This is a genomic window from Microbacterium sp. (assembly GCF_047971895.1).
Lineage (GTDB): Bacteria > Actinomycetota > Actinomycetes > Actinomycetales > Microbacteriaceae > Microbacterium.
Genome location: NZ_JBKEAF010000105.1, coordinates 20,531 through 41,398, shown reverse-complemented (window position 1 = coordinate 41,398; position 20,868 = coordinate 20,531). Strand labels below are relative to the sequence as shown.

Sequence of the window (20,868 nt, the reverse complement as noted above, 5' to 3'; positions counted from 1 at the left end):
GGCTCGAGTCGGTGCTCGAACGCCAGCAGCAGAAGCGCATCATCGTCTTCCGTCCCCTGTTCGCCGTAGGGGGCCAGGAGCTCGGCTACCTGCCCGGCGACCAGCAGGAGAAGATGAGCCCCTGGGGTCAGGCCGTGTACGACACCCTGGGCTCGGTCGTGTCGGGCAACGTCATCGAAGAGGTGATGGCCCGCGGCATCCTCGAGGTGCTGCCGCTGACGCACATTCGCGGGCGCTCGCTGCACGACGCGTTCGTGATCGTCGACGAGGCGCAGTCGCTGGAGCGCAACGTGCTGCTGACCGTGCTCAGCCGCATCGGCCAGAACTCGCGCGTCGTGCTCACTCACGACGTGGGGCAGCGCGACAACCTGCGCGTGGGCCGACACGACGGCGTGGCATCGGTGATCGAGACGCTCAAGGGCCACGACCTGTTCGCCCACGTGACGCTGGTGCGCTCGGAGCGTTCGGCGATCGCCGCGCTGGTGACCGACCTGCTCGAATCGGGGGAGCTGGCCTGAGACCCTACTCCCAGCGGTAGCCGATGCCGCGCATGCTCGTGAGCACCTCGAATCCGTCGATGGTGGGCAGCCCGGCGAGCGTGACGGCTAGACAGTGCCCCGAGTATTCGAACCCGCGCAGAGATCGGCCTCGATCTCTGCTTCATGCTTCGATGATGCGACAGGCGGGCGGGTCACCCCGGGTGCGTCATCGAAAGCAGGTCGAGTTTCTCATCCAGCTGCTCCAGCGTGATCTCGCCCCGGTCGACGTATCCCAGGGTCAGCACGGCCTCGCGCACGGTCACGCCGTTGGCCACCGCGTGCTTGGCGACCTTGGCCGCCGCCTCGTAGCCGATGACCTTGTTCAGCGGCGTGACGATCGATGGCGACATGCCCGCCAGCGCGGTCACCCGCTCGAGGTTCGCCTGCAGGCCGTCGATCGTCTTGTCGGCGAGGATGCGCGCGGCGTTGGACAGCAGGGTGATCGACTCGAGCACCGCCGTGCCCATCACGGGGATCGCGACGTTCAGCTCGAAGCTGCCCGAGGCGCCGCCCCAGGCCACGGTGGCGTCGTTGCCGATCACGCGCGCGCACACCATGAGCACGGCCTCGGGAACGACCGGGTTGACCTTTCCGGGCATGATCGAGGACCCCGGCTGCAGATCGGGGATGTGCAGTTCGCCGAGGCCCGTGTTCGGGCCCGAGCCCATCCACCGCAGATCGTTGTTGATCTTCGTGAGCGACACCGCGATGGTGCGCAGCGCGCCGGACGCCTCGACGAGCGCGTCGCGGTTGGCCTGGGCTTCGAAGTGGTCCTGCGCTTCGGTGATGGGCAGCTCGGTGTCGGCGACGATCAGCTCGATGACACGCTGCGGGAACCCGAGCGGGGTGTTGATGCCGGTGCCGACGGCGGTGCCGCCCAGGGGCACCTCCGCCACGCGCGGCAGCACCGACCGGACCCGCTCGATGCCGAGGCGAACCTGGCGGGCGTACCCGCCAAACTCCTGCCCGAGGGTGACCGGCGTCGCATCCATGAGGTGTGTGCGGCCCGACTTCACGACCGACTTCCACTCCTCGGCCTTCGCCTCGAGCGCCACCGCGAGGTGGTCGAGCGCGGGGATCAGCTCGTCGATGAGCTCCTGCGTGACGGCGATGTGCACCGACGTGGGGAACACGTCGTTCGACGACTGCGATGCGTTCACGTGGTCGTTCGGGTGCACGGGCGCACCGAGCGACTGCGTCGCGAGCGTCGCGAGCACCTCGTTCATATTCATGTTCGACGAGGTGCCGCTGCCGGTCTGATACACATCGATGGGGAACTGGTCGGCGAACTCGCCGGCGATGATGCGGTCGGCGGCGCCGGCGATGGCGTCGGCGATCGCGCCGTCGAGGGTGCCGAGCTGCTTGTTCGCGAGCGCGGCGGCCTTCTTGATGCGCGCCAGGGCGACGATCTGCGCGGGCTCGAGGACGTCGCCGGAGATCGGGAAGTTCTCCACGGCGCGCTGCGTCTGCGCGGCGTAGAGGGCGTCCTTGGGCACACGCACTTCACCCATGGTGTCGTGCTCGATGCGGTACTCGGTGTCGGCCACGGCGGCTCCTTCGTTACTCGGGTTGACTGTGACGGTTGCGGATGGGGACGGCTGCGGATCGGCTCAGCCGGTGAGGTCGATGCCCTCGGCCACGATCGGCACCACGGTGCCCTCGGCGAGCCGGTAGTTGGCGCCGACGACGCCCAGACGGCCCGCAGCCACGGCCTCGCTGATCAGCTCGGAGGACTGCAGGACGTCGGCGACCGTGTTGCGCAGGTGCTCGCTGCCGACCAGCTCTGCGTCGATGTCGGCCGGGCGCGAGCCCCCGCCCTCGGCGAGCACCTTGCGTGCCGCCGGCACGATCGGGGCGATCAGCTTCCAGATGTGCGGGGGGAGGGGTGCGGCGTCGATGGCCGTGCCGTCGATGGCCGCCTGCACGGCCCCGCAACTGTCGTGGGCGAGCACGACGATGAGCGGAACCTCGAGGATGCAGACCGCGTACTCCAGGCTCGCGACGATCGACTCGCCGACCACCTGGCCGGCGTTGCGCACGACGAACAGGTCGCCCAGGCCCTTGTCGAAGATGATCTCGGCGGCCAGGCGCGAGTCCGAGCAGCCGAAGATCGTGGCGTGCGGATGCTGCGTATGCGTGAGCTCGTGGCGGCGCTCGACATCCTGGCGGGGATGCCGCGGGCCGCCGGACACGAACCGGGCGTTTCCGCGGACCATCTCGTCCCACGCCCGCTGCGGGGTGGGCAGCCGGTGCGGGCTCATCCGGTCGACCCCGCGGGTGTGCGCAGCTGAGTCGCGAGCGATGCGGCGACCGTCTCGAGGTCATCGATGCGCGTGGCGCCGTAGACGAGCACGTGATCGTCGCCGTATGCGGTGCCGAGGGCGGCCGTCACATTGCCCGTCGAGGCCGGGTCGGCGATCTCGTAGCGATCCCACACGATGCCGTCGATCGTGACCGTGTCGACCGGGGCCTCGCCGCGCAGCACGCGGGACGCCCAGGCCTCGTCGGCGCCGAAGCCCTGTGCGACGCGGAGGAAGTCCGCGTCGGCGGGCAGGGCGTACACGACCGTCCACGTCGAGATGTCGCCGGGGTCGATCTCGGCGACATTGACGCGCCAGTCCGCGGGAACCGTGGGAACGACCACGTCGACGCCGTGCGTCGCCTCGACATCGGCGGCGACGGCGACCACGTCGATCGGCGGTCGCTCGGGGGCCTCGCCGCGCGGAACGCCCAGCACGATCACGGCGACGACGGCGAGTGTCGCCAGCAGGGCCGCGATGAGGTTGCGCGTGTTCTGGCTCGATCGGTAGGCGCGAGACGCCTCGGCCTTGCGGTCGGCGGTCTCGGCCGGGGTCTCGGGGCGTCCGAGCTCGGCGACCACCCGGGGCGACGACGCCATCACGCCTCGGCCCTTCCGTCGGCGTCGGCACGCGCGGCATCCAGACGGCGCTTGGCGCCCACCAGCCACTCCTCGCACCGCGCCGCCAGCGCCTCGCCCCGCTCCCACAGGGTCAACGACTGCTCGAGCGTCGGCGCACCCTGCTCGAGCTCGGCGACGACACGCACGAGCTCGTCGCGCGCCTGCTCGAAGCTCAGCGACGCGACATCGGGGGCGGGGGTCGGCGCGGTCATACGCCCTAGCCTAGTTCGCTCTGTGCCGTGTCCAGCGGGCCGGGCGGTTCGGCCACTTCGCCCCGTGCCAGCGCGGCGATCGATCCGCGCCCCACGGTCACCACCATCGGCGTGCCCGCAGGGGCCTGGGCGGCGTCGCGCACGATCGCCCCGTCGTCCAGATGCGCGATGGCGTAGCCGCGGGCCAACGTGGCCCCGGGGGACAGGGCCCGCAGGGCGGCGCGCAGCTCGTCGGTGCGGCGGGCACCGGTATCCATCGTCCGTTGCACGAGGTCGCGCCCGCGTGAGACGAGCACGAACAGCTCGTGCTCGTACCCCTGCAGCATGGACTCGGGGTTGCGCAGCACCGGGCGGGTGCGCAGCTGCTCCAGTTGCGCGATGTCGTACGCGACCCGCTGGGTGAGCCTGCCGGCGGCACGCGTGCGCAGTTGCTGCACCAGCGCGCGCTGCTCGGCGACGTCGGGAACCAGGCGCTTGGCCGCATCGGTGGGCGTCGACGCGCGCACGTCGGCCACGTCGTCGAGCAGCGGACGGTCGTTCTCGTGCCCGATGGCGCTGACGACGGGAGTGGATGCGGCGGCCACCGCGCGCAGCAGCAGCTCGTCGCTGAACCCCAGCAGGTGCTGCGGGTCGCCGCCGCCGCGGGCGATGACGATCACGTCGACGTCGGGGTCGGCATCCAGCGTCTGCAGCGCCGCGATCGTTTCGGGTACGCACCGCTCGCCCTGCACCGCCGCATACACGGTGCGGAAGCGCACCCGGGGCCAGCGCAGCTCGGCGTTGCGGTGCACGTCCTTCTCGGCATCGGAGCGCTCGCCGGTGATCAGGCCGATGCACTGGGGGAGGAACGGGACGGGCTTCTTGCGTGCGGCGTCGAACAGGCCCTCGCTTCGCAGCTGCGCGCGCAGGCGCTCGAGCCTCTCGAGCTGATCGCCCAGGCCCAGGGGGCGCATCGCCGAGACGGTGAACGAGAAATCGCCCTGCCGCACGAAATAGTCGGCCTTCACACACGCCACGACGCGGTCGCCGACCTTGTGGTCGTCGGGCATTCGCTGCAGCGTCTTCGACCACACGCGGATCGCGATCAGCGCGTCGGAGCCGAGATCCTTGAGGCGGCCGAAGACGTTGCCGCCGCGCACGTTCCACGACGTGATCTCGCCCTCGACCCACACCGAGCCCCAGTTCTCGACGAAGCCCCGGATGGTGCGGTTGAGCCGCGCCACCGACGTCGGTGCCTCGGCGCTCGAGTCACGGGGGTGCACGGCCTCGGGATCGGGGGTCTCGCCCGGGCGCGGCTGTGCGCGGAACTCGGTCATGCGCCTCCTTCGCTCCCAGGGCCCGTGCGGGTGCGCCCCGGTAGAATCGGGGCGTGAGCACCCCTGTGATCGGCCTTCCCGTGCCCCGCATCCCCCCGAAGGACGGCGTGCGCCGCAGCCCGCTCCAGGATAACCCGGTGGTCGGACACAAGCGTGTGCTGCTGGCCGCCCCGCGCGGATACTGCGCGGGTGTCGACCGCGCGGTGGTCGCCGTCGAGCGGGCCCTGGAGCGGTACGGTGCGCCCGTATACGTGCGCAAGCAGATCGTGCACAACATCCACGTCGTCACCGAGCTGGAGGCGCGCGGTGCGATCTTCGTCGACGAGGTCGACGAGGTGCCCGAGGGCGCGCACGTCGTGTTCAGCGCGCACGGGGTCTCGCCGATGGTCGTCTCGGAGGCATCCGATCGCGGGCTGCACGCCATCGACGCGACCTGCCCGCTCGTGACCAAGGTGCACCGGGAAGCCGTGCGCTTCGCCCGCGACGACTACGAGATCCTCCTCATCGGCCACGACGGGCACGAAGAGGTCGAGGGCACGGCCGGGCACGCACCCGACCGGGTGACGATCGTGAACTCGCCGGACGAGGCCGACAGCGTTCATGTGAACGACCCGTCGCGGGTCGTGTGGCTGTCGCAGACCACGCTGTCGGTCGACGAGACCATGGAGACCGTGCGTCGGCTGCGGGCGCGGTTCCCCGAGCTGCAGGATCCCCCGTCGGACGACATCTGCTACGCCACGCAGAACCGCCAGGTGGCGATCAAGAAGGTCGCCCGCGAGGCAGACCTCGTGATCGTCGTGGGCTCGGCGAACTCGTCGAACAGCGTGCGGCTGGTCGAGGTCGCCCTCGAGCACGGTGCCAAGGCCGCGTATCGCGTCGACTACGCCGACGAGGTGCGGCAGGAATGGCTCGACGGCGTCGCCACGGTCGGGGTGACCAGCGGCGCGTCCGTTCCCGAGGTGCTGGTGCGTCAGGTGCTCACCGACCTCGCCGCGGCCGGGTACGGCGAGGTCGAAGAGGTGCGCACCGCGGAGGAGGACCTCGTCTTCTCGCTCCCCAAGGAGCTGCGGCAAGACACCACGGGCCGCCGCGGCGGGCGGGTGCGCTCATGAGCGACGACGCACGCGAGGCGATGCCCGATCCGCGACCGCGGCCGCAGTTCGGCGAGTACGCGACGCGGGAGGAGCAGCAGGCCCGCATCAAGGACCCCGATGCATCCACCGCCCTCGACCTCGGGCTGTCACCGGCCGCCGGCGTCCCGCCGGTTCCGCCGCCACCGGTCGCGCCCGGCGACGGCGAGCCGATCTCCGGGCGGGCGCGCGCGCCGCACCCCGTCGACCGCATCGTCACCATCGTGCTGCTGGCCTACGGAGCTTTCAACGTGATCTTCTCGGCGATGTCGTTCCTGAACCTGGCCGACGTGGCGAACGAGGCACTGCGGATCCTCGGCGTGACCGAAGAGTTCACGAACTTCGCGGCCGCGCGACTGTGGGGCCCGATCGCCGCCATCGTGCTCGTGGCCGGCTTCGTCGTGACGGCGTTGCTGTCGGTGCGTCGACTGCGCGCGGGCCGCATCACCTGGTGGCTGCCGCTGGTCGGTGCCGTGGCGACCTACCTCGTCGTCTACGTGTGCCTGGCGATCCCGCTGCTCGGCGACCCCGCCTTCATCGGCTACGCCACCTCGGGCACGCCGGGCCTCTAGGCTGACGGAATGCCACACCTGCTCGCCGTCTGCGTCGTCCACCAGCTGCGACCCGATGCGGGTGCCGTGGGGGTCACCGCGATCGACAAGCAGCCGGTCTCCGGGCCCGTGCGCGTCGGGGCATACGGCGTCTATGCCGACGTGCAGGCCGACCGCAAGCGTCACGGCGGCCTGGACAAGGCGCTGTACGCGTACGGTCAGGACGACGCGCGGTTCTGGGAAGGCGAGCTCGGCCGGGAGCTGCCGGCCGGCTGGTTCGGTGAGAACCTGCGTGTGGCCGGCCTCGACGTGAACGATGCGCGGGTCGGCGAGCGCTGGCGCATCGGCGGCGCCGTCGAGGTCGAGGTGACGATGCCGCGCACCCCTTGCCAGACGTTCGCGCGCTGGGTGGGCGGCGACGACGAGCGCGGCTGGGTCAGGCGCTTCTCTCGCGCCCGGCGCCTCGGCGCCTATCTGCGGGTCACGGCCACCGGACGCATCGCCGCAGGCGACGCGATCGAGGTCGTGCACCGGCCGGCGGACGCGCCGACGGTTCTCGACATCTACCGCGGCCCGGCCTGAGCCGCCGGCGCCCTACGCGCCGAGCGACCTGCCGTGCGATCCGAGCTGCTGCGTCGCCTCGACGACGCGGGCGGCCATCGCCGACTCGGCGACCTTGCCCCACGCGCGCGGGTCGTAGAGCTTCTTGTTGCCGACCTCGCCGTCGATCTTCAGCACGCCCTCGTAGTTCGACAGCATGTAACCGGCGACCGAGCGGGTGAACGCGTACTGGGTGTCGGTGTCGATGTTCATCTTGATGACGCCGTTGCCGACCGCCGTAGCGATCTCGTCGGCCGACGAACCGCTGCCGCCGTGGAACACCAGGTCGAGCGGCCTGGGCTCGGTGCCGAACCGTGCAGCGATGCCCTCTTGGATCTCCCCGAGCAGTTCGGGGCGCAGCTTCACGTTGCCGGGCTTGTACACGCCGTGCACGTTGCCGAAGGTGAGCGCGGCGATCCACTGGCCTTTGTCGCCCAGGCCGAGCGCGTCGACGGCCTTCGTCACATCGGCGACGGTCGTGTACAGCGCGTCGTTGGAGCCCTCGTGGCGCACGCCGTCCTCCTCGCCGCCGACGACGCCGATCTCGACCTCGAGGATCGCGTTGATGTTCTTCATGCGCGGCAGAAGCTCGCGGGCAATCTCGATGTTCTCGTCGAGCGGCACGGCCGATCCGTCCCACATATGCGACTGGAAGATCGGGTCGCGGCCTGCTCGCACTTCTTCCTCCGAAGCGGCGATGAGCGGCAGCACGAAGTCCTCGAGCGCCGGCTTCGGGCAGTGGTCCGTGTGCAGCGCGACGGTGATCGGGTAGTTCTTGGCGACCTCGGTGGCGTAGCGGGCGAACGCGAGGGCGCCGGTCGCCCGGCCCTTGACGGTGTGGCCCGCGAAGTAGTCGGCGCCTCCGGTGGTGACCTGCAGGATGCCATCGGAGCCCGCCTCGGTGAGGCCCTGCAGCACCGCGTTGATGGTCTGCGAACTCGACACGTTGATGGCCGGGTACGCGAAGCTGTCGGCCTTGGCCCGGGCGAGCATGTCGGCGTACTGGTCGGGAGTGGCGACGGGCATGAGTGCTCCTGTTCGTGGCGCGACGTTCTCGTTGTCACTCTAGCGAAGCCCCTGCGCGGCCCGCGTGATCTGTCGCACCGTAAAGAACCTCGATTCCTTCGGCGAGATCCGGCGTGGAGAACGCCGGGGAAGGGATGCCGCTGGCTAGGCTCGACGTATGGTGAGCCTGACTGCGGACATGAATTCGCTTCGCCCTGACCGCAATCTCGCACTCGAGCTGGTACGGGCCACCGAAGCGGCGGCGATCCGCTCGGTGCCCTTCATCGGGCGGGGAGAGAAGGAGAAGGCCGACGGGGCGGCCGTCGACGCGATGCGGGCGTTTCTGCGCACGGTGAACTTCGACGGTCGCATCGTGATCGGCGAGGGCGAGAAGGACAACGCCCCGATGCTGTTCAACGGCGAGCTCGTCGGGAACGGGCGCGGGCCCGAGTGCGACATCGCCGTCGACCCGATCGACGGCACCTCGCTCACGGCTGCGGGCCGCAACAACGCGATCTCGGTGATCGCTGTGTCCGACCGCGGCACGATGCTCGACGCGTCCACGGTCTTCTACATGGACAAGCTCGTCACCGGGCCCGCCGGCGTGGGGGTGGTCGACATCCGGCTACCGATCGGGGAGAACATCCGGCGCCTCGCCAAGGTGCTGGGCAAGCCCGTCGAGGAGGTGGTGGTGGCGGTGCTGCACCGGCCGCGCCACGACGACCTCATCGCCGAGATCCGTGCCGCGGGGGCGGGCACCCGGCTGATGACCGACGGCGACGTCGCCGGGGGCATCAACGCGGCGCGGCATGACGACCGCACCGATATGTGCGTCGGGGTGGGCGGCAGCCCGGAGGGTGTGGTGACCGCGTGCGCGATCAAGGCGCTCGGCGGGCACATCCAGGGCCGGCTGTGGCCGCGCGACGACGACGAGCGACAGCGCGGCATCGACGCGGGCCTGCAGCTCGACGGTTACGTGTACGAGGCGGACGAGCTGGTGCACGGCAACAACACGCTCTTCGTCGCGACCGGGGTCACCGACGGCGCCCTGGTGGCCGGAGTGCGCCGCGACGGCGGGTACGTGTACACGGAGAGCGTCGTGCTGCGCAGCGCATCGGGCACGCTGCGGCGCGTGTCGTCGGAGCACCTCGTCTCGAAGTGGCTCTGAGCGCCCTTCGGGCGCGTCAGGTGTGATTCTCAGGGGCTTCTGGCAGAATTCGAGTGCTCGTCGGCTGTGACGGGTGCTGACTCTCGACGATCCGGAGGGAACTCGCCATGACCCCGAACGGTGTCACGTCTTCTTCGCCCCGCACGGGCGCGCAGGCGGTCATCGCCGATGCCACCGACCCAGCGCGTCGCGCCGACGTGCTGTTCCGGGTGCGGCGCGAGCAGGGGCATGAGCTGAGCTCGTGGTGGATGGTCGGGGCGTTCCTCGTCGTGTCGGCGGGCGTCATCACGCTGTTGAGCTTCGTTCCGGGCGGTCACTGACCTCGGTCTCGGGGGCTGCGCCGATCCGCCGCCGCACCTCCTCGATCCCATCGACGAGTTCGGCAGCCGCCAGCGGACGGGGCACGTCCTCGAGCTCGGTGAAGCCATCGAGCACGGTCGCCTCATCGATGGCGACGAGGCGGCGCGCCGACGGAAGCACCTGCCGTTCCATGGACCCGACGTACCGGTTGTAGTCCGACACGGCGCCCTTGAGCGACCGGCCCAGCTTGTCGAGGTGCCCGGCCGTCGTCGACAGCCGTGAGTACAGCTCACGGCTCACATCGAACAGGCGCTTGGCGTCTTCGGTGAGCGCCTGCTGCTGCCAGCTGAACGCGACCGTCTTCAGCACCGACCACAGGGTCACCGGCGAAGCCAGGGCGACGCGCTTCGAGAAGGCATACTCCAGCAGAGACGGGTCGGCCTCGAGCGCCGCCGAGACGAGACCCTCGCTGGGGATGAAGGCGATCACCAGCTCAGGGCTGACCTCGAGCCCCGACCAGTACGCCTTCGCGCCGAGCACCGTCACGTGGTCGCGCAGCGCCTTCACGTGCTGGGCGAGCAGCCGCTCGCGGCGGGCCGCCTCGGCGCCGGTGGCCGTGGCCGGGATCGCGCTGGCCTCCAGGTAGGCGGCGAACGGCACCTTCGCGTCGACGGCGATGCTCTTGCCGCCGGGAAGGCGCACGACCATGTCGGGGCGTGCGGCGCCGGCGTCGGTGACGATGCTCGCCTGCAGATCGAAGTCCACCCGCTGCAGCAGGCCGGCCGCCTCCACGACGCTGCGCAGCTGCGTCTCGCCCCACACTCCGCGGGTGCTGTTCGAGCGCAGCGCAGCCGCAAGGGCCTCGGTCGTGCTGCGCAGCCGCTCATCGGCCTCACCGGCCTGCCGCAGCTGGGCGCTGAGCTCGCCGTGCTGCCGCTGCCGCTGCTGCTCGAGCGCGGTGACCTGGGTCTGCACCGACCGCATCTGCTCGGCGACGGGGCTCAGCGCCGCGAGCACCCGCCCGTCCTCCTGAGCCCGCGTGGCCTCGAGGTCGCGCAGATGGTCGATGCGCGCGAGCAGCTCTTCGACGTGCGCCGCCTGGGCGGCGACCGTCTCGCGCAGTGCCGTGGCCGTGGCATCCGCGCCCGCTGCCCGCTCGCGCAGCGCGGACTCCCCGCGCGCGGCTCTCGCGCCGTGCGCGAACCATCCCGCGAGCAGCCCCGCCCCCACACACACCAGCGCACCGATCGCGATCGGCAGTACATCCATGGCGCCTCCCTCTTCGGTTTCAGTGTGGCGGGGGCCTCCGACATCCTGCGGTCAGGCGACGCGCGCCACGTCCGCCGGAGCGGGCACGGCGATCTGCGACACCTTGACGCCGACGGTCTGCGCCAGGGCGTGCATGTCGGGCGCGCCGACGCGCCGCGCAGCATCGATCATGATCTGCGCGCAGGCCAGCGCGTCGGCGGTCGCGTCATGGTGCGCGAAGCCGGTGAAGCCCGCCTCGGCGGCCACCAGTGGCAGCCGGTACGAGTCCAGGTCGTACACCTTGCGCGACACCTGCAGGCTGCACACGTAGCGATACGGCGGACAGTCGTCGCCGGTCGCATCGCATGCGCGCTTGAGCACGTTCGCATCGAACCCGGCGTTGTGCGCGACCAGCACGTCTGCTCCCGCGAACCCCGCGAGGTCGTCGAGCTGATCGGTCCAGCGCTTCGCATCGCGTACGTCGCCGGCACGGATGCCGTGGATGCGCGTGTTCAGCGCGCGGAACTCGTCGTGTCCGGGGGGCGGCTGGATCAGCCACCCGGCGGTGGCGACCACACGGCCGCCGCGCACGCGAGCCAGCCCCACCGCGCACGCCGAAGCCGTGCTGGCATTCGCCGTCTCGAAGTCGATGGCGGTGAAGTCCAGAGGCACGGTTCCAGGGTCGCTCGCACGGCACCGGCGATGCTCGAGGCGCGCCGCACACCCGAGAAGCCGCGCCACGACCGATGCTGGGCCGTCTCGATGCACACCACTCCTTCGATTCCAGCGGTCGAGACACCGCTGGCCGAGAGGCCGCCGCCGCATCACGCGGATCAGCTGCGCACGGCTCGTCGGCCGAGGCCATGCTCGCCGACGGCACCCCGCCCGTCGCCCGGCGCCCGTAGACTGGATGCCCGTGGCTCTCACCATCGGAATCGTCGGCCTCCCGAACGTCGGCAAGTCGACCCTCTTCAACGCCCTGACCAAGAACCAGGTGCTCGCGGCGAACTACCCGTTCGCGACCATCGAGCCCAACATCGGGGTGGTGAACCTGCCCGATCCGCGACTGCAGCAGCTCGCCGAGATCTTCGGCTCCGAGCGCATCCTGCCCGCGGCGGTGTCGTTCGTCGACATCGCCGGCATCGTGCGCGGTGCGTCGGAGGGCGAGGGACTGGGCAATCAGTTCCTGGCGAACATCCGCGAGGCCGACGCGATCGCGCAGGTCGTGCGCGGATTCAGCGACAGCGACGTCGTGCACGTCGACGGCACGGTGAACCCGGCGAGCGACATGGAGACGATCAACGCCGAGCTGCAGCTGGCCGACCTGCAGACGCTCGAGAAGGCGATCGTCCGCTACGAGAAGGAGGTCAAGGGCAAGAAGCTGGATGCCTCGGTGCTCGAGACCGCGCGCGCCGCCGAAGAGGCACTGCAGAAGGGTGTGCTGCTGTCGGCAGCCGGCCTCGATCTCTCGCCGATTCGCGAACTCGGCCTACTGACGGCCAAGCCCTTCATCTTCGTGTTCAACGTGGACGAAGAAGTGCTGATGGATGCCACGCGCAAGGCCGAGCTGGCGGCCCTCGTGGCGCCCGCACAGGCCCTCTTCCTGGACGCGAAGATCGAGTCGGAGCTGATCGACCTCGACCCCGAGGACGCGGCCGAGCTGCTGGCGTCCACGGGTCAGGACGAATCGGGGCTCGACCAGCTCGCCCGCATCGGGTTCGACACGCTCGGCCTGCAGACCTACCTCACCGCGGGGCCCAAGGAGGCACGCGCGTGGACGATCGGCAAGGGCTGGAAGGCGCCTGCCGCCGCCGGTGTCATCCACACCGATTTCGAGAAGGGCTTCATCAAGGCCGAAGTGATCTCGTTCGACGACCTCGTCGACGCCGGCTCGGTGGTCGAGGCACGGGCGCGCGGCAAGGCGCGCCTCGAGGGCAAGGACTACATCATGCAGGACGGCGACGTGGTGGAGTTCAGATTCAACGTCTGACCCCATCCGGTCGTTGATCGAACGCAGGGTATTCGCAGCGTGTCAGCGGCGCAGCCACGACCCCGGATGCCGGGCAGGAGGTGCTGACGGTGTTACCGCCCGGTGTGGATGCGTCTCGAAAGATCTATCGGCTTGCTCGTGACAGACGGAACACGCGAAGGCCAAGGGCTCGGTTGCCCGATGCACAAGGCCGTTCTGGAGCTGCTCCGAGCGCATCCGTCGATTCGCACGCTCCGGCTCTCGGCGGTTGACACGAATGCCGAGATCGCCAGCCCCTTCTGGACGGCGTTGGGATATCGATTGACCGGCGAGGTCGTGCCGTACTCGTCGGGGGACTGTTGAGTCGATTGCGCGTGTCTGGTCTCGACCTTTGAACGGCTGGCCACCGCACCGCTGACACTGAGGCTGAGTCGACCGATTGGTTGCGGGGAGTGCGTGGCGGCTATCCTGCCGAGATGAGTGCTTCACTCGATTCCGTTCCCAGACCGGCCTCGGTTTCGTTGGAGGGCCGGGTCTTCGCCGGTGTCAGCAACGCGGCCATTGGTCAAGTCAGTTCGGCCACGCGGTTCCGCTATCACGAGGATGGCAGTGTCGTCTGGGCGGAATACGACGGTGGGGAGATCGTGCGCGGGTATCTCGTGGGCACGCGTGATGGCGACCGACTCTCCTTCCGGTACGTGCACCTCGCGACAGACGGTGCCACCGCGAGCGGTGTCTGCGACAGCGTGATCCAGGTGCTTTCGGATGGTCGTGTCCGTTTCGAGGAATCGTGGGCTTGGGAATCCCGACCGGAGACGGGTACGAGCGTGGTCGAAGAGATTCGCTGATCCGACGGCGTGATGCCTATCCGTGACGCAACTCGGTGGAGTTCCGCTTCAATGTGTGATCACCTTCCGATTCAGCGGTTGGCCCGGGCGCATCCGCACTTCTCCGTCGCCGGTAGATTTATCTTGATGTCAAGATAAATTGGAGGCGGAGTTGAGACTCCATCACGTGCAGGCGGATTCTCGCGGCGGCGCTCGCGGGCGCGTTCTTTCTCGGGTTCGCGGGTCTGCGTCACGTCGCGAAGAAGGGCAAGAACCGGAACGAGTCGATCACCACGTACACTGACATCTTCGTGGCGATCGTGCTGGCGGTCTATCCGATCGTGACTCTCGTGACCACGCTTCAGCGATGACCCAGGAGGAGCAGGACGTGACCGAGCTCAGCATCTTCGAGCCCGAGGGCCGCGCGGTCCGCTACATCGCCGAGGGCGGCGACGGGCCGACGCTCGCGCTGGTCGTCGATCGCGGGCTCGACGGCGATGCCCTGGGCACGGTCGCGCACTTCCTCGTGGAGGAGGAGGGCTTCCGCGTCCTGCGGGTCGGGCTGCGCGGCGGTGCGGATGCCGTGAAGCGGCGCGACCTGGCGCAGGATGTCGTCGACGTGCTGGATCACGTCGGGCTCGGCCGTGCCTGGGTGGGCGGCCATGGGTTCGGCGGCACCGTGGCGCGGCTGGTGGCCGCAGAGCACCAGGACCGCATCGGCGGGCTGCTGGTGCTCGGGGTGGAGGAGGAGCAGATTCCGCTGCCCGATGCGCTGCCCGTGCTGCTGATCCAGGGTGCCGACGACGTCGAGACGCCGGTCACCAACGGCGAGAGGGTGCGGGATGCTGCGCCCGAACGCGTGAGCGTCGCCACCATCGCCGGTGCCGGGCACCTCTTTCCGGCGACCCACCCGGGCGAGACGGCTGTGATCATCGAGGCCTATCTCGGCTGGGACTGACCGTCACCCCGGCTCGCGTCGCACGAGCCACAGTTCTCGGCGACCGGCGTGCGCGGTGGTGAGCAGCACCTTCTCGAACCCGTGCTTCTCGAAGGGCTCGACGGTGCCCACCGAGCCGCTGCCGGCATCGACGCGGGTGTCACGCGGCCGGAAGCCTGCCGGGCGTTCACCTACTCTGGGTGGGCGCTCCGCGCATGGCGACGGGGGTGGATGCCCGGCTCCTCGCTGCGCGCGTCCTACGCCTGATGGCGTCCGCCACGACCCTCTCGCCGACGAATGCGGCTAGCATGGGGGCATGGCCACTTCGAACCTGCCCACGCCCACGCTTCAGCCGCTCACCGATGAGAAGGACCTCATCGCCGTCGTCGACGAGGGTGCGACGTGCTGTGGCGGCGGCGGCTGCTGCGGCACCGCCGAGTAACACCGCGGCTCAGTTCGCGACGGGCTCTTCGCCCACGTCGTCGGCTGGCTTGCGCACGAAGAGCGCGACGACGATCATCGGCACCGAGATGATCGCGGCGATGAGGAACGCGCCGCGGAAGCCCGTCGCCTCGGCGGCGAGTTGCGGCATCCCGCCCGTGACGGCACCGGCCATGGTCGCCGACATGATCGTGAACATCAAGGCGATGCCCGCGGCGCCCGCGACCTGCTGAATGGTGCCCAGCACAGCGCTGCCGTGCGAGTACAGCCGTCGTGGCAGCGACCCCAGCGAGGCCGTGAACAACGGCGTGAACGACATCGCCAGACCGATCGACAGCACCGTCTGCACCACGAGCAGCAGCCACGGCGACGTGCTCTCACCGATGGTCGTATAGAACCAGAGGATCGCGCTCGTCACGACCGCTCCGGGCACCAGCAGCACGCGCGTGCCGACACGGTCGTAGATGCGCCCGATCACCGGGCCGAGCAGACCCATCGCCACCGCACCGGGCAGCACCATCAGCCCGCTCTCGGTGGGAGAGAGCCCCAGCACGTCCTGCAGGAACAGCGGAAGGATCGTGATCGTGCCGAAGAACGCCACAGACATGAGCAGCACCTGCACGATCGACAGCGTGAAGTTCGCGGCGCGGAACACGCGCAGATCGAGCAGTGCGTCATCGATCCGCTGCAGCCGCAGCTGACGCCACACGAACAGGATGAGAGCCGCGCCGCCGACGGCGAACGAGACCGCGAGCGTCAGCGCGGTGCTGCCGCCGGCCGTCGCGCCGGACTCCGCGGCACCGCCGATCTGGCTCAGGCCGAACACCACACCGCCGAAGCCGAGCGCCGAGAGGATCACCGACAGCACGTCGATGGGCGCCTTGCGCGTCTCGCCGATGCTGGTCATCCAGCGCGCGCCGACCACCAGCATGGCGAGGGCGATCGGTAGGACGATGCCGAAGATCCAGCGCCAGTTCAGCGTGTCGAGGATGATGCCCGACAGGGTGGGGCCGATGGCCGGTGCGAGCGACATCACGATCGACACGCGCCCCATCATGCGTCCACGGCTCGCCGGGGGCACCACGGTCATGAGGGTGGTCATCAGCAGCGGCATCATGATGGCGGTGCCGGATGCCTGAACCACCCGCGCCACAACGAGAATCTCGAAGCCGGGAGCCACCAGCGCCAGCAGCGTGCCGGTCGAGAACAGCGATATCGCGGTGAGGAACACGCCCCGCGTGGGGAACATCTGCAGCAGGAACCCGGTGATCGGGATCACCACCGCCATGGTCAGCATGAACGCCGTGGTCAGCCACTGCGCCATGAGCGCGGTGATGCCGAGGTCGGCGATGAGGTGGGGGATGGCCACCGCCATCGTCGTCTCGTTGAGGATCGCCACGAAGGCGGCACCCAGCAGCAGCCAGATGACGCTCGCCTCGCGGCGGCTCAGGCCGTCTGCGCGCACGGGCAGCGGATCGCTTGCGGTGTCGGTGCTCACGCGTGTGCTCCTTGAGGGTACGGCGCTCCCTCGGGAATCGCCATACGAGCCTAACGGTGCGCACCGACATCCGATTCCCGTCCCGCCGATTCCTCGCCGGGGCTACGCTGACGGACGTGAGCATGGGCGCAGGGCGAGGCGGGGGCGGCGGGGCGGAGTTCCGCGGCGTCGACGCCCGCGCGCAGCGCAGACTGAACGCCCAGGCCCCTCGCGTCGCGCACCTCGGGCGCCGCGTGGTCGCCCTGTTTCTGCCCTACCGCACGCGTCTGGCGCTGACCGGCCTGCTGGTCGTCGTCGGCGCGGCGGTCGCCGTCATCCCGCCCCTCATCGTCCAGCGGGTGTTCGACGACGCGCTGTTCCCCGTCGACGCGGCGAGGCCCGACATCCCGCTGCTGATCCGCCTCGTCGCGCTGATGATCGTGCTGTTCCTGCTGTCGGCCGCACTCGGCGTCGGGCAGACCTGGCTCACCTCGACGGTCGGCAACCGCGTCACCGGCGACCTTCGGGTACGGCTCTTCGAGCACCTGCAGGCGATGGAACTGGGCTTCTTCACCCGCACGAAGACCGGTGTCATCCAATCCCGTCTGCAGAACGACGTCGGGGCGGTGGCGGGAGTGCTGACGAACACCGTCACGAGCATCCTCGGCAACGTTGTCACGGTGATCGCCTCGCTGGTGGCGATGATCCTCATCGACTGGCGGCTGACGATCATCGCCGTCGTGATGATGCCGGTGCTGGTCGTCGTGCAGCGCCGCGTGGGTCAGGTGCGGGCACGCATCGCCGGTCAGACGCAGGAGTCGCTGTCGGAGCTCACAGCCATCACCCAGGAGACGCTGAGCGTGTCGGGCATCCTGCTGTCGAAGTCGTTCAACCGGCAGCGCAGCGAGTCCGCCCGCTACCAGGACGAGAACGCCAACCAGGTGCACCTGCAGGTCAAGCGGGCCATGAGCGGGCAGGGCTTCTTCGCCGTCGTGCAGGTCATGATGGCCAGCGTGCCCGCGGTGATCTACCTGGTCGCTGGGTTCTTCGTCACCGGCGGGGTCGACACGATCACGGCCGGCACGATCGTCGCGTTCACGACGGTGCAGGCGCGACTGCTGATGCCGCTCATGGGGCTGATGCGGGTGGCCCTCGATCTGCAGACCTCGAGCGCCGTGTTCGCGCGCATCTTCGAGTACCTCGACCTGGTGCCGGCGATCGCCGACGCCCCCGACGCCGTGCCGGCGACCCAGGCGCCCGGGCCACTGGGGCGTATCGAGTTCCGTGACGTGGTGTTCCGCTACCCGGATGCCTCACCCGACGCGCGCGCGACGCTGCACGGCGTCTCGTTCACCGCCGAGCCCGGGCAGCACGTGGCGTTCGTGGGGCCGAGCGGTGCCGGCAAGACGACCGTGCTCTACCTCACCCCGCGACTGTACGAGGCGACCGAGGGGGAGGTGCTCTTCGCGGGTGCCGACGTGCGCCGCCTCACGCAGGAGTCGGTCATCGATCAGATCGGCATCGTCTCGCAGGAGACCTACCTCTTTCACGCGACGATCCGCGAGAACCTGCGCTACGCCAAGCCCGAGGCGACCGACGCCGAGCTCGAGGAGGCCTGCCGCGCGGCCAACATCCACCACATCGTCGAAGGGTTCGAGCACGGCTACGACACGATCGTGGGCGAGCGCGGTTATCGCCTCTCGGGCGGGGAGAAGCAGCGCATCGCCATCGCCCGGGTGCTGCTGAAGGACCCGCCCGTGCTGCTGCTCGACGAGGCGACGTCGGCACTGGACACCGTGTCGGAGCGCGTCGTGCAGGAGGCGCTGGATGCCGCGGCCCGCGGTCGTACGACACTGTCGATCGCGCACCGGCTCTCGACCGTGATCGGGGCAGACGTCATCCATGTCGTCGATGCCGGGCGCATCGTCGAGTCGGGAACGCACACCGAGCTGCTGGCGGCCAGGGGACTCTACGCCGAACTGGCGGCCGAACAGCTCGCCGCGTCGCGCATCCTCGAGACCGAGGAGAGGGATGCCGCCGCCGACCACCCCGCGCGTCGCGCCGACCGTGCCCCCGACGAGGTCGTGCCACCAGGCCGGTGAGGCGGCGTCACCACAGCCGCGCGGCCGACAACAGCGTCGTCGATACCTCGTCGAGCTCCTCGCGGGCGACGTCGGCACGGCCCCACAGCTCCCGCGCGAAGACCCCGACGGCCCGCCGGTAGGCGGCATCCGGATGGCTCTGCCCGATGCGCACGAGCGGCGGCAGGTCCATCGTGAGGACGAGCGCGATGCGCGACTGCACCGCCGCAGGGTGTCCGGCACGGTCGAGCACCTCGATGCCGCCGCGCAGCGCGTCGAGGTACTCACGCAGCACCGGCAGGGCGTCCTGATGCTGCGTGATCGACGTGCCGTCGGCGCGTTCGCGCCACTCGACCACGATGTCGGGGATGACATCGATCGCCCGTGCCCGCGTGTACATCCGCTGCGCGACGACCTGGTCTTCGTACAGGCGCCCCTCGGGGAAGCGCAGATCCAGCCGTCGCCACAGGTCGATGCGGCTCACCTTCGACCACGCGACGATGTTGCCCGACAGCGCGGGATGGTCGGCCAGGGCGATGGCCGTGCGCTCCGGGTCGGTGGCCGCGGCGACCCACGGCTGCACCGCACCCGCGCGGTAGGCGCCGTCGGCACCGGGCCGCAGCCGCACGTACGCGCCCACGGCGATGTCGCTGCCGCTGCGCTCGATCGTGCCCACCAGGCGCTCGAGCGCCGTCGGGGTGAGCCTGTCGTCGGTATCGAGGAAGCCGACCAGCGGCGTCTCGACGAGACCGATCCCCGTGTTGCGCGCCGCCGCCAGTCCGCGGCGCTCGCGGTGGTGCACGACACGGAAGCGCGCGTCGGCGGCGGCAGCCTCGTCGAACAGGGCACCCGTGGCATCTGCCGACCCGTCATCGACCAGGATCGCGACCCAGTCCTGCCGCGTCTGGGCGCGCAGCGAGCCGAGGGCGTCGGCGACGTACGCGGCGACGTCGAAGCCCGGGACGATCACGGTGATGACGGGAGCGGCCACATGCAGATCCTACGTCGCACGTCAGGAGGCGACAGCGGCTACGGATGCGGCCACGGCCGTCGCCACGTCGTCGAGCGATTGCGCGAGATCGTGCGGAAACGTGAAGCGCACGGTGGTCTGGGCGACCTCCGGCGCGATGCCGCACGCGACGAGCACGTGCGACGGCTCATCGCTGCCTGCTGCGCACGCCGAACCGCTCGACGACACGATGCCGAGGCGCTCCAGCTGCAGCAGCACGGCCTCACCGCTCGTGCCGGCGAATGTGAAGCTCGCCGTGCCCGGCAGCCGGTGCACGGGGTCACCGGTGAGCCGCGCCGTCGGCACGGTCGCGAGCACCCGTGCCACGAACGCGCGCACGAACGCGCCGACACGCTCGGCGGACGCGGCGCGCTCGGCCTCGGCCAGGTCGAGGGCGGTGGCGAACGCCACGGCCCCCGCGACGTCCTCGGTGCCGCTGCGGCGCCCGCGCTCCTGCCCGCCGCCGTGCAGCAGCGGCTCGAGCGGAATGCGACCGCGCACCGCCAGCACGCCGGTGCCCTTCGGTGCCCCGAGCTTGTGCCCGGCGAGCGAGATCGCGTCGGCGCCGGTGCCGGCGAGCGGCAGCCAGCCGGCGGCCTGCACGGCGTCGAGATGCAGCGGGATGCCGCGTCCCTGCACCCCTGCGGCGATCGCCGTGGCATCCTGCACCGTGCCGATCTCGTTGTTCGCGTACCCGACACTCACCAGCGCCGTGTCGTCGCGCACCGCCGCCGCCACGGCATCGGGGTCGAGGCGGCCCTCACCGTCGACCGGCACGAAGGTCACGTCGAAGCCGTGCACACGGCGGAGGTAGCCGACCGACTCGAGCACGGACTCGTGCTCGATCGGGCTCGTGACGAGATGACGGGCACCTCGGTGCTGCTGAGCGGCGACGGCGATGCCCTTGACCGCGAGATTGTTCGCCTCGGTGCCGCCCGACGTGAACACGATGTCGCCCGGCCGCATCCCGAGCACGTGTGCGACGCGCGCTCGCGCCTCGGCGAGCGCGCTCGCCGCCGCCTCTCCGACGGTGTGATGGCTCGACGGGTTGCCGAACCAGCGCGTGAGGTGCGGCAGCATCGCGTCGAGCACCTCGCGGCGCACCGGCGTCGTCGCGGCGTGGTCGAGGTAGCGCACG

22 protein-coding genes are annotated in these 20,868 nt (G+C 70.2%); 11 read left to right on the top strand and 11 right to left on the bottom strand.

Going from position 1 to position 20,868, the window contains the following annotated elements; genetic code table 11:
• The coding region (locus ACK5IN_RS08560) for a PhoH family protein (protein ID WP_416895767.1) at positions 1-518 on the top strand (518 nt) is incomplete at its 5' end.
• A gap of 173 nt (positions 519-691) precedes the next feature.
• On the opposite strand, the gene ACK5IN_RS08555 is transcribed toward ACK5IN_RS08560, so the two are convergent.
• The 5 genes from ACK5IN_RS08555 to xseA form a co-directional block, all read right to left on the bottom strand.
• The gene (locus tag ACK5IN_RS08555; RefSeq protein WP_416895766.1) at positions 692-2,086 is read right to left on the bottom strand and encodes a class II fumarate hydratase; all 1,395 of its coding nucleotides are present in this window, start codon (positions 2,084-2,086) and stop codon (positions 692-694) included.
• A gap of 63 nt (positions 2,087-2,149) precedes the next feature.
• Entirely contained in the window at positions 2,150-2,800 is a 651-nt protein-coding gene (locus tag ACK5IN_RS08550; protein WP_416895765.1) for a carbonic anhydrase, read from the bottom strand.
• A complete protein-coding gene (locus ACK5IN_RS08545) occupies positions 2,797-3,438 on the bottom strand; it encodes a DUF4245 family protein (RefSeq protein ID WP_416895764.1) in 642 nt (213 codons plus the stop codon). The genes ACK5IN_RS08550 and ACK5IN_RS08545 overlap by 4 nt, the downstream gene beginning before the upstream one ends.
• Complete coding sequence (locus tag ACK5IN_RS08540) at positions 3,438-3,671, bottom strand: exodeoxyribonuclease VII small subunit (protein WP_416895763.1); 234 nt, start codon at positions 3,669-3,671, stop codon at positions 3,438-3,440. Before ACK5IN_RS08540 ends, ACK5IN_RS08545 begins: the two co-directional genes overlap by 1 nt.
• 5 nt (positions 3,672-3,676) lie before the next feature.
• Positions 3,677-4,987 carry an exodeoxyribonuclease VII large subunit gene (xseA, locus tag ACK5IN_RS08535; protein WP_416895762.1) on the bottom strand — a complete coding sequence of 437 codons (1,311 nt, stop codon included), beginning with the start codon at positions 4,985-4,987 and terminating at the stop codon, positions 3,677-3,679.
• 80 nt (positions 4,988-5,067) lie between these two features.
• Between xseA and ACK5IN_RS08530 the strand changes: the two genes are divergently transcribed.
• Genes ACK5IN_RS08530 through ACK5IN_RS08520 form a run of 3 tightly spaced genes read left to right on the top strand, consistent with a single transcriptional unit; the run spans position 5,068 to position 7,250 of the window.
• Entirely contained in the window at positions 5,068-6,099 is a 1,032-nt protein-coding gene (locus ACK5IN_RS08530; protein WP_416895769.1) for a 4-hydroxy-3-methylbut-2-enyl diphosphate reductase, read from the top strand.
• Positions 6,096-6,689, top strand: a complete 594-nt coding sequence (locus ACK5IN_RS08525; protein ID WP_416895761.1) for a DUF6264 family protein — start codon at positions 6,096-6,098, stop codon at positions 6,687-6,689. Before ACK5IN_RS08530 ends, ACK5IN_RS08525 begins: the two co-directional genes overlap by 4 nt.
• A gap of 9 nt (positions 6,690-6,698) precedes the next feature.
• Complete coding sequence (locus ACK5IN_RS08520; RefSeq protein WP_416895760.1) at positions 6,699-7,250, top strand: MOSC domain-containing protein; 552 nt, start codon at positions 6,699-6,701, stop codon at positions 7,248-7,250.
• Between the two features lie 12 nt (positions 7,251-7,262).
• On the opposite strand, the gene fbaA is transcribed toward ACK5IN_RS08520, so the two are convergent.
• Positions 7,263-8,294 (bottom strand): class II fructose-bisphosphate aldolase, encoded by a 1,032-nt coding sequence (gene fbaA, locus ACK5IN_RS08515; RefSeq protein ID WP_416895759.1) that lies wholly within the window; start codon positions 8,292-8,294, stop codon positions 7,263-7,265.
• Between the two features lie 157 nt (positions 8,295-8,451).
• On the opposite strand from fbaA, the gene glpX reads away from it, so the two are divergent.
• Positions 8,452-9,441 (top strand): class II fructose-bisphosphatase, encoded by a 990-nt coding sequence (glpX, locus tag ACK5IN_RS08510; protein WP_416895758.1) that lies wholly within the window; start codon positions 8,452-8,454, stop codon positions 9,439-9,441.
• A 107-nt stretch (positions 9,442-9,548) separates the two neighbouring features.
• Complete coding sequence (locus tag ACK5IN_RS08505) at positions 9,549-9,761, top strand: UDP-N-acetylmuramyl pentapeptide phosphotransferase (RefSeq protein WP_416895757.1); 213 nt, start codon at positions 9,549-9,551, stop codon at positions 9,759-9,761.
• Here the strand turns inward: ACK5IN_RS08505 and ACK5IN_RS08500 are convergent.
• A complete protein-coding gene (locus tag ACK5IN_RS08500) occupies positions 9,727-11,010 on the bottom strand; it encodes a DNA recombination protein RmuC (RefSeq protein ID WP_416895756.1) in 1,284 nt (427 codons plus the stop codon). The genes ACK5IN_RS08505 and ACK5IN_RS08500 overlap by 35 nt on opposite strands.
• 51 nt (positions 11,011-11,061) lie before the next feature.
• Complete coding sequence (locus ACK5IN_RS08495) at positions 11,062-11,661, bottom strand: 3'-5' exonuclease (RefSeq protein ID WP_416895755.1); 600 nt, start codon at positions 11,659-11,661, stop codon at positions 11,062-11,064.
• Positions 11,662-11,905: 244 nt separating this feature from the next.
• Here ACK5IN_RS08495 and ychF point away from each other — a divergent pair, with 244 nt between their 5' ends.
• The 4 genes from ychF (at position 11,906) to ACK5IN_RS08475 (ending at position 15,164) form a co-directional block, all read left to right on the top strand.
• The gene (gene ychF / locus ACK5IN_RS08490; RefSeq protein ID WP_416895754.1) at positions 11,906-12,979 is read left to right on the top strand and encodes a redox-regulated ATPase YchF; all 1,074 of its coding nucleotides are present in this window, start codon (positions 11,906-11,908) and stop codon (positions 12,977-12,979) included.
• Positions 12,980-13,434: 455 nt separating this feature from the next.
• Positions 13,435-13,806 carry a hypothetical protein gene (locus tag ACK5IN_RS08485; RefSeq protein WP_416895753.1) on the top strand — a complete coding sequence of 124 codons (372 nt, stop codon included), beginning with the start codon at positions 13,435-13,437 and terminating at the stop codon, positions 13,804-13,806.
• 346 nt (positions 13,807-14,152) lie between these two features.
• Entirely contained in the window at positions 14,153-14,743 is a 591-nt protein-coding gene (locus tag ACK5IN_RS08480) for an alpha/beta fold hydrolase (RefSeq protein WP_416895752.1), read from the top strand.
• A 295-nt stretch (positions 14,744-15,038) separates the two neighbouring features.
• Positions 15,039-15,164, top strand: a complete 126-nt coding sequence (locus ACK5IN_RS08475; protein ID WP_416895751.1) for a hypothetical protein — start codon at positions 15,039-15,041, stop codon at positions 15,162-15,164.
• A 9-nt stretch (positions 15,165-15,173) separates the two neighbouring features.
• Here ACK5IN_RS08475 and ACK5IN_RS08470 read toward each other — a convergent pair whose 3' ends face one another.
• Positions 15,174-16,661, bottom strand: a complete 1,488-nt coding sequence (locus ACK5IN_RS08470) for an MDR family MFS transporter (protein ID WP_416895750.1) — start codon at positions 16,659-16,661, stop codon at positions 15,174-15,176.
• A gap of 122 nt (positions 16,662-16,783) precedes the next feature.
• Between ACK5IN_RS08470 and ACK5IN_RS08465 the strand changes: the two genes are divergently transcribed.
• Positions 16,784-18,742 (top strand): ABC transporter ATP-binding protein, encoded by a 1,959-nt coding sequence (locus ACK5IN_RS08465; RefSeq protein ID WP_416895768.1) that lies wholly within the window; start codon positions 16,784-16,786, stop codon positions 18,740-18,742.
• Positions 18,743-18,749: 7 nt separating this feature from the next.
• Here the strand turns inward: ACK5IN_RS08465 and ACK5IN_RS08460 are convergent, their stop codons facing one another.
• The gene (locus ACK5IN_RS08460; protein ID WP_416895749.1) at positions 18,750-19,712 is read right to left on the bottom strand and encodes a glycosyltransferase family 2 protein; all 963 of its coding nucleotides are present in this window, start codon (positions 19,710-19,712) and stop codon (positions 18,750-18,752) included.
• 21 nt (positions 19,713-19,733) lie between these two features.
• Positions 19,734-20,867 carry a cysteine desulfurase family protein gene (locus ACK5IN_RS08455; protein ID WP_416895748.1) on the bottom strand — a complete coding sequence of 378 codons (1,134 nt, stop codon included), beginning with the start codon at positions 20,865-20,867 and terminating at the stop codon, positions 19,734-19,736.
• Position 20,868 lies beyond the last annotated feature (1 nt).